Below are 12365 nucleotides of genomic sequence, written 5' to 3' on the forward strand. Positions count from 1 at the left end.
ATACAATATAACAGTTGACAGATTGTTAATTAATGCATATAATTAAATCAAGTAATATTTAATTGTATTCAATATAATTTTGTTTGACGTTAATTTAGTTTAAAACATGTATTTAATTGATTTTTTAAAATAAAATAAATATTTATGAAGAGAGGAAAGAAGTTATGTCAGTTTACGATTTTAAAGCAAAAACAATAGATGGAGAAGAAATATCTTTAGAAAACTATAAAGGTAAAGTATTAGTAATAGTTAATACTGCAAGCAAATGTGGATTTACTCCTCAATATGAAGGTCTTGAAGCTCTATATCAAAAGTATAAAGATCAAGGTGTTGAGGTATTGGGCTTCCCAAGTAATCAATTTGCAGAACAAGAACCAGGTAGTAATGGAGAGGTTAAGAATTTCTGTCAAATTAATTATGGAGTTACATTTCAATTATTTGAGAAGACAGATGTAAGAGATGAAAATGCTCATCCTTTATTTAATTACTTAACAGAAAAAGCTCCTTATAAAGGTTTTAACATGAATCATCCAATTGGAAAGATACTTTTGGATGCATTAGAAAAGAATTTTCCTAGTTTCCTAGAAGGAAATTCAGTAAAGTGGAATTTCACTAAGTTTGTAGTTGATAGAGATGGTAATGTGGTTGAAAGATTCGAACCAACTTCTGAGCCATCTGAAATGAATGAAATTATAGAAAAATTGATTTAGTAAGTATTCTGAGGACAGTAAAATAGCTCTATTGATTGTAAAACACGCTTATTAGCGTGTTTTTTTATTTATATAAAAGTAATTTTGTAAAGTAGACCTTTCTGTAAATTTATACTATATTAGCGAGCTTTAGCTTTGCAATAACACTAAAGGTTTAAAAAAAACATTTTAAAGTTTGTGAAAATACTTAATAAAGCTGTCACACATATATCAAAAAATAGCAAATAGAAAGATTTTTTACGAAATAAGTTTACAGCCAGTGAAAAAAATGTTATATTATGTAATATATTAACTTAAATGAAAATAAAATTATACTTATACTGTTACCTGTGTAACTGAATTATAAAATTTTTGGTATTATTTTTGTGGATAAAAGGTTTAAAAAGCATATTTAATTTTTAAATATAAATCAATATAAGGATGGGAGGATTGTCTTTATGAAAGGCATGAAAAAAAGTTTGGTTGTATTTTCAATGGTTCTTTTAGTTGGACTAGCATCAATGGTATCAATTGGAGGGAAAAAGGCGTATGCTGTAGATTTTCCAGTTGATATAAACATGTTAGATGTTCAATATGCGCAAGTATCCTTAGATATGGAAGGGTATATTAACACTAGTACTCTTAATGTAAGAAGCGGTCCAGGAACTAATTATAGAATTATAGGATCAGTAAGTAATGGGGAACTTGTAAGAGTTTATGGAGCATCTCCAGGTCCAGGTACTAAAACTGAATGGTTACTTATAAAATATAATACACCAAGTGGTACAAAGGCTGGCTGGGTATCTCATGACTATGTGTTTGTTGCAAGTTAATATTTATATTAAAAGTTTCAACTAACAATTAAAATTTCATATGATAGTATATAAAATAAGAACTGCACTGATATTTTATGAAATTCTAGTGTGGTTCTTATTTTATATTGAATATCTAATCCGGATTTTAATTTAATGAAGATAGTTATAGAATAAAACACAATGATCTTCTCTATATTAAAAAATAAGGTTGATTTAATTAGGAAAAATATGCAATAATTAAATAAATTTTGTAATAATATAAAAACTTATTAGTATTATATTATAATTTTTAATCTATGAAGGAATTGAAAAAAATAGATAGAATTAGGAAATATGTGGAATTTATAATAATTATAATTAATAGCTATAAATATAAAAAATGGTCCATAAGTATTTGGAAGTGTTCATACAAGGAAATAACTTTTAGTATGGAAATATGTTTAAATTAGTTACTGTGTTTTAATGAGGGCTATAGACATAATTAAATTTAAAGAGGGGTTAACATGATGAGGGAAAAGGAAATTATAAAGAAGATTTTAGACAATCTTAATAAGGTAATAATAGGGAAGGAAGCAGAGCTTAGTAATATATTAAAGGGTGTTATTGCAAATGGTCATATTTTAATCGAGGATGTTCCAGGTGTTGGTAAGACTACACTGGTTAAAGCATTGGCTAAGACAATAGATTTAACTTACAGCAGAATTCAATTTACACCTGATCTTCTTCCATCAGATATAACAGGTATATCAATATACAATCAGAAAGATATGGAGTTTGAGTTCAAGGAAGGACCGATATTTTCTAATATAGTGCTTGCTGATGAAATAAATAGAACTTCACCAAAGACTCAATCAGCATTACTTGAAGTTATGGAAGAGAATCAAGTATCTGAAGGGAAAAAAACATATAAATTGAAAACACCTTTTGTAGTTATGGCTACTCAGAATCCTATTGATTACGATGGAACATTTAGATTGCCAGAAGCTCAATTAGACAGATTTATAATTAAGGTTTCTTTAGGGTACCCATCGGCTGAAGCTGAAGTTGATATATTAGAAAAGTATAGGGAGAACAATCCATTGCAAGAACTTACCAGTGTAGTTACTGCTGAGGATATTTTGTATCTTCAAGATGCTGTTGCTAAGGTAAGGGTTGCTAGAGTGATAAATGAATATATAGTGAGAATTGCAAATAAAACAAGAGAAAGTAACTATATATCATTGGGTGTAAGCACTAGAGCAATTCTTGCGCTTCAAAAAGTTGCACAAGCCAGTGCCCTTTTATCTGGAAGAGATTATGTAATACCTGAAGATGTAAAAGATAATGCGGCTTTAGTATTAAGTCACAGAATAATTATGTCTTCAACTGGAAAGGCAAACGGCTATGGAGAAAGGGAGACCATAGAGGATATTCTAAAGATAGTAGAAACTCCGAGGATAACTGTCAATGCTTAAGCTAAAAGTTAGTATAAAATATGTAGTTATGTTTGCATTAGCCACAGTATTTGTTTATGTTCAAGGTGGAAGCCTTCCCCATGTTATATTTTATATGCTACTAATACCAGGAATCTTAGGACTTATATCAATCATTGTTTTTAAATCAGGTTTAAATGTTCGGAATGTTACAGTAGCTAGATTTTATACATGTGGAAATAAAGATTATATTGATACTATGGCGAAGAATAACACAATATTAATTCTCCCATATTGTAAGATTACAAATGAAGGCATAAATAAGATTAAAAAGAATTATACAGGGGATGCTCTAACTCTCGCAATAAATGAAAATCATATGATATCTGAAGAAATAGTATATGTAAGCAGAGGTAAGTTTGATTTGGGTAGTTATGATGTGGAACTTAAAGACTTATTAGGTATCTTCAATATTAATTATAAGATAAATGAAAGTAAAACAATAAAGGTATTTCCAAGAGTGTATGATATCAGTCAGATGGCTATAAGTGGTTCAGAAATAATTGAAAATACTTTGTCAATTGTCACTAGCAAGGAAGATCCTCATTCTACAAGAGATATGAGAAGATACAGAGAGGGAGATAGCTTAAAGAGAATAAATTGGAAGGTTAGTGCAAAGTTAAATGACTTATATGTAAGAAATTTTGATACTGTTTCCGGTGAAGAATTTAATGTATTTATGGATATGAACGAAAGTAATTATCGTCTTGATCCTTACGGTAAAAACGAGGAATTTCTTATAGATTTTTCTGTTTCACTTATTTATTCTCTTTTAAAGAAAAATATATCTACGAAAGTATTCGTCAACAATAAAATCGAACAAGTACAAATCATAGAGAATAATATGGATTTTGAAAAGTTTTTAGAATATTTAATAGAGCATAGAAGTGAAGGTGTAACTCCTATAACAAACTTTATAAATATTCAAAGAAATAGGCTTTCTTCTATAGCTGGAATAGCTGTGATAACTCATACACTGTCTGATAAGATGGTAAATTTCATAATGGAAAACAAAGAAAAAGGTAATTCGCTTATTATATTTTATCTTAGGAGCGAAATTGGTGATGAGTCTGTGACTACTATGAGAAATCTTGGGATTATATGCTATAAGATAGATGAAGGGCTGTTTAGTGAGGCTGCCGTAAGTATAGAAGAGCTTGTAAAAGGACAGGTGAATTAGTATGGAATGGTTTAAGGAAAGGCTTTTAGATAGTTTTGTTGTTTTTTTTAATATGATACTTACCATTCTAATATTAAAAGCATGTCTCAATATTGAAGGAACTGATTATTATCTTATAACGTTTCTGTTTATAATGGGGTTAGTTATAACTTGGGTTTATGATGAAAAGGTAAAGTCTTTAGAGAAAAAACTAGTTTTAACTATGATTATACTTTCTGCAGTGCTATTAATGGTCATTGTATTTAGAAAGTACGCTGTTTCTTTTATAATAGAAGGAATAGGAAATAACATGACACATATAACCTCAAATATGAGAGAAGGATGGGCGAGTTCTTTCTCACTTATAAGAAATCTATTTATTATCACAATCCCTACCTTAACACCTTTTGCCATGTGGATCAAAAAAAGAGGATTTGCGGATATAATTATTCTCATAAATATGCTGTTAATGATGGTTTATTGGTACCTAGGATACTATGAAGAAATTGATAAGGTAATGTATATATTTATTTTTGTAAGTATAATAACATACGCTGTAAACCACCTGGGTAATTATAGTAAAAGGTTGAAAAGAAAAGAGATTAGAAATAATATTATAACGTCTAAAATTATTTGGGCAACTATAATACTGTCTCTAGTAAGTTCAATGGTCATAGTGTTATTACCAAAATCAACAAGTGGGAAATTTTCTAAAATAATTTCAGATAAAGTAGTTGAAAATATAGCTGATGATAGTGGAGGAGCTTACAATCCTGATAAATATGGGTATACTCTAGCTAAATCTGGTTATAATGATTCCACTAAAATATTAGGCGGGCCAATTAATATTGATGATAGAGAAGCATTTAAATTAGAGTATAAAGGAAATGTTAAAAATGAAATCTACCTTAAAGGTTCTGTAAAAGATAAATATACTGGTATATCATGGGTGCCTAACTATAGGTTGATAGAGAAAAGCAACATGATGGATGCATCGTATGTTGAAAATTTTGTTGGGGCTAATGAGGAAACTATGACAATTCATCCAGATTATATTACAACTACAACCTTATTTAATCCTTATTATTCTAAAGTTGTGAACATAAAATACAACAGTGATAATAAAACTTATGTGGACAAAGTTAATGGAGCATTTTATGCTGAAAAACCTATAAAGACAGAATATACAATAAACTTTTACTCAAATAGTATTTATGATAAAGCTTTTGATACGCCTTTAAATGGAAGTAATTCTGTAGAGATAGACCAATTGCTTAACAATGGGGACTTGTCTAATTATCTTCAACTGCCAGACACTATCACTCAAAGGACTGCTGATTTGGTTTATGATATAGTGAAAGGAACTTCCTCAAATTATGAAAAGGCGTATAGATTAAAAGCATATCTTACTCAAAACTATACTTATAGCTTAGATGTTCCTAGTGTTCCTGAAGGGAAGGATTTTGTAGATTATTTTTTGTTTGAAGAAAAGAAAGGATACTGCGTATATTTTGCAACTGCTATGACAGTAATGTGCAGAATTGCAGGAATTCCAGCAAGATATGTTGAAGGTTTCAAAGTCAGTAAGGATAAGGAAAACAATGGGATGTACAAAGTTACTAATGAGGATGCTCATGCTTGGACAGAAATATATTTATCATATAATGGAAGTAATTATAGTGCCGCAAGGGTGTTACCTTTTACAAAGATTGATACAGTACCTACAGCATATCAATATAGACATGCAAAAGAAGTACAAAACAATGGTGGAACTAATAGCGGGGCATCAGATAGTTCTAAATCATCTCTAGATAATGATAGCAAAGGAAACACAAAAAAGGTTGATTTAGAAAAGAATAACGGTGAGGATAAAAGCAAAATATATTATTTATATTTGACGATTTTATCTCCAATTGTACTAATATTGATATATATAACTATAAGAATATGTTTAGTAGTTATAAAAAGGAGAAAAATAATTAAAAGTGATAGTCTAATTCCTTTATATGACTATTGTAAATTGAGATTAAATAGGATAAATATAATAAAGTCTAAAAATGAGACGGATTTAGAATTTGCTGAAAATATACCTAATTATGAGTTGTCAAAGAAGATGGTAGAATTAGTTGAACTTATATATAGAGAGTTTTATGCTCAGGAAGATAATTTGCATTACGATAGACTTCAAATGATAAATTATATAGAAGTCACAGTTAAACTTAATCAAGGAAATAGAAAATATCTAATAAACAGATATATATTATTTTAAAGATGTAAATCATTAGTCCATAGAAAAGCTTGATTTTATGAAAACTCTCACTAAAGTATGTGAGAGTTTTTCAAATGGTTTTCGAATTAATTGATATATATTTATTGTTTGATTAAATTCAGGTTGGAATTATTTGATTTAAAATGTTTTATTGGTATAATGTTGTCAGATATGAAAAAGATAAAGTATAGGTTTTACAGCTATTTTAGCATTTGTTGAAATTAAGTTGTTACTCCTCCGATACTTTAATGAGTTTCGCAAAGAATTAATATGATTTTCTACAATTCCATAGCTAAAACTGTATAACTCACTACGCTCGGACAATACAGTTTTTTAAAGCTATTCCATCTCCGCAAATCATTTAATTCTAACAGCTCACTCATATAGTATCTCCGGAAGCAACACCTTAATTTCAATAATAAAGTTAAATAAATACTAAAGTTAAAATATACACAAATTATAAAATAGCATATTAGGAAAACAAAAATTATAGATATGTTATTTAATATACATTAGAAATAGGAGTAATATATGAGCTATAAATTAGTATGTATAGATATGGATGGAACTCTGCTAAACAGTAAAAAGAAGATTTCAAGTTATAATAAAGAGATGCTGAAAAAGGCCCATGATATGGGAGTACATATTGTTATAACTACAGGTAGGATATTTAATAATGCCCTCCATTATTCCAATTTATTAGGGGTTAAATCACCAGTTATAGCTACCAATGGAGCTGTGATAAGAGAAAAAGATAAAGGGATAGTTATATACAAAAATGCTCTTAATAGTGAGACCTGTCTTAGACTTCTTGATTCTGTAGGTAAATACGGAATAAAGATGCACTTCTATACTACTGATAGTATATTTGTAAGTAGCAGACTTCAAGGAACTGCCTTAAAATTATACATGTCTTATCCATTACCAAAAGACTTAAGACTCACTATTAAATATATAGGTAAGAGAAAAGAATGGGAAAAGATATTTGAAGAGCATACGGATGAGTTTGTAAAATGTATTGTATTTAGTCCTAATAAGAACATATTAAAGAACTTTAGAAAAGAGCTTGATGCTATGGATGATGTAAGTGTAACTAGCTCTGGAGCTTTTAATATAGAAATACTAAATAAGGATGTTACAAAAGGAAGAGCAGTTGAAGTTCTTGCTGCATACTACGGCATAAAAAGAGAAGAGATAATGTGCATAGGTGACAACGAAAATGATATGCCGATGATAGAGTATGCTGGTATGGGAGTAGCAATGGGAAATGGAATTAAAGAACTTAAAGATGTAGCAGATTACATAACTGACACTAACGATAACGATGGGGTTGGAAAAGCTATAGAAAAGTTTATTGTATCTAAAGAAAGATAAATTAAAACATATAATACAATAGTTTAATATAAAATCATACTTTGTTGTGTTGGATTAAGAAATGATAGGTTATTTTAGATTTGATTAACATAATAAAATATTGTAATATAATAAGATGAAGTGTGATTTTACAATTTATATAAGACCGTTCGGAGGAAATAAAGTGAATCTTAATATAGTTTTATATCAACCAGAGATACCACAAAATACAGGTAACATAGCTAGAACTTGTGTTTTGACTAATTCTAAGTTACATTTGATTAAACCTTTAGGTTTTGATCTAGATGAAAAACATGTAAGAAGAGCAGGACTTGATTATTGGCAATACTTAAATATGGAGATTTATGAAAGCTATGAAGAGTTTATGGAGAAGAATAAAGGAGCTAGAATATTCTTATCTACTACTCATGCAGAAAATTATTATGATGAAGTGGAATATAAAGAAGGTGATTTCATAATGTTTGGTAGAGAATCATCTGGAGTGCCTGAAAGTGTCCATAATGATTTGCAAGGAATAAGGGTTCCGATGATAAATACATCAACAAGATCACTTAATCTATCAAACACAGTTTCGATTATTGCGTATGAAGCATTGAGACAAATTGGTTTTCCAAGTATGAAATAAATAGGGGGAAGGGATATGGAAAAGATTAAAATAATTACAGATAGTACTGTAGATATCCCCATTGATTTGTTAAAGAAGAATGACGTGGAGGTACTACCACTTCTTATTAATTTTGGAGAAGAAAGCTATCTTGATGGAGTAGAAATAAATCTTAGGACTATGCTTAAGCGTATAGAAGAAGACGACGCACTTCCAACCACAGCACAAGTTACCCCAAATAGATTTTATGAATGTTACAAGAGATACTTAGAAGAGGGTTATAAAATTATATCAGTACATCTTTCGTCAGATATGAGTGGAACTTATAACTCTGCTTGTATAGCTAAAGATATGTTTGATACAGAAGATATAATAGTAATTGACTCAAAAAATGTAACATCAGGATTAGGCATAGTAGTTCTTAAGGCGATAGCTTCAAAAGAAAAAGGAATGAATATAAAAGAAATAGAACACGAATTATTATCAGCTATACCACATATTAAGAGTGCATTAAGCTTTGAAAGTTTAGATAACTTAGTTCGTGGAGGAAGGCTATCAAGAACTGCCGGAGTTATAGGTAGTGTTCTTGGAATAAGACTACTGTTAGAAGTTAAGCAGGGAAAGATGTCGGTAATGGACAAGGTTAGAGGAAGTAAGAAGGCTACTAAAGAAATCATTAGAACCTTTGAAACTCTTAAGAGAAAAGCAGGAGAGCCAGTAGTACTTCTGCATATTGAGAATCAAGACATCTATGAGCCTCTAAAAGAATATTTAAATGAAAATGATATTGAATATATTGATGCAGAAGTTGGATGTACAGTTGGAATACATTCAGGACCAAAGGCTTGTGGATTATTTTTTATTGAAGAATTCTAAAATTTATAATATTAATTATGTTTAATATGGGCAGTAGGGTTAATAAACCTTACTGTTTTTTTACTTGATAGGAAAATATACAATAATGAAATATAGAATATTGGAAGGAATTTCTATATTGAAATTAAGAATAAATAAAGGCAAAGTTTTATATACTTATTATATAGGAAACAAATTAATAAACACTTCAAAATATATTTATAAAATAGTCCATGGATATTTATAAGAAGTAAGATTAAATGGTTCAAAAATGAAAAGGTATTCATAAAAATGTTTTATCCAATATATGTTTAGTAAATTATGCTTAAAAAATTATTAAAACTTAAGTTTTATTTAGTAACATAAATGAAAAAAGTGTTTCATTTATCCTATACGTATGCTATAATTACAACGGGCAAATGATTACCAAAATATGCTTATGTTATTATTTAAAAGGCTATTCTCTCAGATTTAGGAGAATTATAAACAACGGTGTTTGTTATATACAATTATTTATTAGGTTTTAAAATATATTTTTAGGACATGTATATCTTAATTAATTTTGTATTCATAACAGGCATTTTTTTATTATTAAGCTAATATAGTGTTAACTTTTTAAGTAAGTGCTTACATATTTATTTTGGTGTTATAGTACTCGTTCAAAATGTAAATGGTTGGTTATATGTTTGTAACCAAACAATATATAAATCTTAGGAGGGATCTGTAATGAACAAGAAAAAATTAATGGCTGCTGTAGCTTCGGTGGCAGTAGTAGCAACTCTATTTGCTGGTTGTGCTAGTAAGTCTAATGACAAAACAACTACTGATAACAAAACTTCTGATAAGAAGGTAATGGTTGGTCTTTCAACTGATGAAGGTGGATTAAATGATAAGTCATTTAACCAAGCAGCTGATACTGGAATAAAGAAAGCTAAAGACGAGTTCAAATTTGATTATAAGGCTGTTGAATCAAAATCTAAAGATGATTATGAATCAAACCTAGATGCATTAGTATCAGAAAAAGCAAACTTAGTTGTAGGTGTTGGATTCCAAATGTCTGATGCAGTTAAGAATGCGGCTTCAAAGCATACTGATGTAAACTTTGCTATAGTTGACTCAGCTGTTGATGCTGCTAATGTAAGATCAATACTATTTAAAGAACAAGACGGTTCATTCCTTATGGGAGTTATAGCTGGTAAGATGGCTGGAACTGGCAAAGTAGGATTTATCGGTGGAAAAGACATGGAACTTATACAAAAATTCGAAGCAGGTTTTGCAGCTGGAGTTAAAGCTGTTAACCCAACTGCTGCTGAAGATTTAATTGGAAGAAAAACAGTTCAATATGTTGATAGCTTTACAGATGCTGCAAAGGGAAAAGAAGCAGCTAAGAACTTAATCAATGCTGGTTGTACAGTAATATACCATGCTGCTGGTGGAGCTGGTGAAGGTATGTTCCAAGCAGTTCAAGAAGCAAACAAGAATGGTAAAAAGGTTTGGGCTATAGGAGTTGATATGGACCAAGCGGTTACACTTCCACAATATGCAGATGTAATACTTTCTTCTATGATAAAGAAGGTTGACTTCGCAACATACCAAGCTGCTAAAGATATAGTAAATGGTACTTTCAAAGCAGGTACTGTTGAACTTGGCTTAAAAGAAGGCGGAATAGATATAGCTGGTACATCAAGCAAGAATACTCCTAAAGATGTTCTTGATTTAGTAGCTAAATATCAAGCTGCTGTTAAAGATGGAAAGATAACAGTTCCAACAAAGCCAGCTGATGTTAAAGCATTTGCACCAGCTGCAGTACAATAATCTAAATATTTATAGGTTCAAAGAAGAGCTAGATGTTGCTACATCTAGCTTTTTTAAAGATTTAAGGAGTTTTCTATTTTAAATTAGGAGGTATTAATGGTGACAAAAGTGGTAGAAATGAAGGGTATCACAAAAATATTCCCAGGAACCATAGCTAACGATGATGTTAATTTTGAACTTAACAAAAGTGAAACTCACGTTTTGCTAGGTGAAAATGGAGCGGGAAAAACCACTTTAATGAACATACTATATGGGTTGTACCAACAAGAAAAGGGTGAGATATACGTTAACGGGCAGCTAGCTAAGATAACAAACCCTAACGATGCTATAAAGCTTGGAATTGGTATGGTGCATCAACATTTTATGCTTGTTCATAATTTTACAGTTGCAGAAAATATAGTTCTAGGAATTGAACCTAAAAAAGGTTTGAAGGTAGACATGAAGAAAGCAATAGAGGATGTTAAAGCTATTGCTGAAAAATACGGTTTCAACATAAATCCAAACGAAGTAATTGAAGATATCACAGTTGGTAAACAGCAAAAGGTAGAAATACTAAAGGCTTTATATAGAGGAGCAGATATATTAATACTTGATGAACCTACAGCGGTTCTAACTCCTCAAGAAATAGATGAGCTTGGGGTTATTATAGATAACCTGAAATCACAAGGTAAGTCAGTAATTCTTATCACTCATAAGCTTAAAGAAGTTATGAAGATGAGTGACAGAGTAACCATAATAAGAAGAGGTAAGGTCACTGGAACTGTAAATACTAAAGATACTAATATCGACCAATTAGCAGAGCTAATGGTAGGTAGAAAAGTTAATCTTGTAGTACAGAAGGCTGAAGCAAAAGTAGGCCGTGAAATCCTCAAGATAGAAAACTTAAATGCTAATGATCATAGAAAACTTCCTGTAGTTAAGAATCTTGATCTTACAGTACATGCAGGTGAGGTAGTTGGTATAGCTGGAGTAGATGGTAACGGACAGTCAGAGTTTATAGAAGCTTTAACTGGTCTTAGAAAAGCTGTTAGTGGAAAAGTAACTATAAACGGTAAAGATATATTTAACAAGGCACCTAAAATAGTTATGGAGTCTGGCGTTGGACATGTTCCTGAAGACAGACATAAAAGAGGATTGATACTTAAATATTCATTATTTGAAAACTCAATCTTAGGTATTCATAGAAATAAGCCTTTTAGCAAAGGTATTGTATTAAACTATAGTGAAGTTAGAAAGCATTGCAATAAGCTTATAGAAGAGTTTGACGTAAGAACTCCAAATGATGAAGTTTCAGCATCAGCTTTATCAGGAGG

General features: G+C 30.2%; 10 protein-coding genes. All 10 read left to right on the forward strand.

The annotated features are described in order from the left end of the window. Positions 1-164: 164 nt before the first annotated feature. The gene (locus tag OCU55_RS19845) at positions 165-710 is read left to right on the forward strand and encodes a glutathione peroxidase (protein WP_261854031.1); all 546 of its coding nucleotides are present in this window, start codon (positions 165-167) and stop codon (positions 708-710) included. A 437-nt stretch (positions 711-1147) separates the two neighbouring features. Continuing rightward, complete coding sequence (locus OCU55_RS19850) at positions 1148-1522, forward strand: SH3 domain-containing protein (protein WP_261854032.1); 375 nt, start codon at positions 1148-1150, stop codon at positions 1520-1522. A gap of 485 nt (positions 1523-2007) precedes the next feature. Continuing rightward, complete coding sequence (locus tag OCU55_RS19855; protein ID WP_261854033.1) at positions 2008-2958, forward strand: AAA family ATPase; 951 nt, start codon at positions 2008-2010, stop codon at positions 2956-2958. Next, positions 2951-4156 carry a DUF58 domain-containing protein gene (locus tag OCU55_RS19860; protein WP_261854034.1) on the forward strand — a complete coding sequence of 402 codons (1206 nt, stop codon included), beginning with the start codon at positions 2951-2953 and terminating at the stop codon, positions 4154-4156. Before OCU55_RS19855 ends, OCU55_RS19860 begins: the two co-directional genes overlap by 8 nt. Position 4157: 1 nt before the next feature. After that, positions 4158-6404 carry a transglutaminase-like domain-containing protein gene (locus OCU55_RS19865; protein WP_261854035.1) on the forward strand — a complete coding sequence of 749 codons (2247 nt, stop codon included), beginning with the start codon at positions 4158-4160 and terminating at the stop codon, positions 6402-6404. A 531-nt stretch (positions 6405-6935) separates the two neighbouring features. Continuing rightward, the gene (locus OCU55_RS19870; RefSeq protein WP_261854036.1) at positions 6936-7778 is read left to right on the forward strand and encodes a Cof-type HAD-IIB family hydrolase; all 843 of its coding nucleotides are present in this window, start codon (positions 6936-6938) and stop codon (positions 7776-7778) included. 163 nt (positions 7779-7941) lie between these two features. Further along, on the forward strand, positions 7942-8403 hold the full coding sequence (locus OCU55_RS19875) for a tRNA (cytidine(34)-2'-O)-methyltransferase (protein ID WP_206872825.1): 462 nt from the start codon (positions 7942-7944) through the stop codon (positions 8401-8403). A gap of 15 nt (positions 8404-8418) precedes the next feature. Then, positions 8419-9258, forward strand: a complete 840-nt coding sequence (locus tag OCU55_RS19880) for a DegV family protein (RefSeq protein WP_261854037.1) — start codon at positions 8419-8421, stop codon at positions 9256-9258. 705 nt (positions 9259-9963) lie between these two features. Continuing rightward, positions 9964-11052, forward strand: coding sequence for a BMP family lipoprotein (locus tag OCU55_RS19885; protein ID WP_261854038.1), 1089 nt, complete (start codon positions 9964-9966; stop codon positions 11050-11052). Positions 11053-11151: 99 nt separating this feature from the next. Further along, positions 11152-12365 (forward strand): ABC transporter ATP-binding protein (locus OCU55_RS19890; protein ID WP_261854039.1); only part of this gene is annotated, 1214 nt, incomplete at its 3' end.

Source organism: Clostridium folliculivorans (genome assembly GCF_024341905.1).
Taxonomy (GTDB): domain Bacteria; phylum Bacillota; class Clostridia; order Clostridiales; family Clostridiaceae; genus Clostridium_AR; species Clostridium_AR folliculivorans.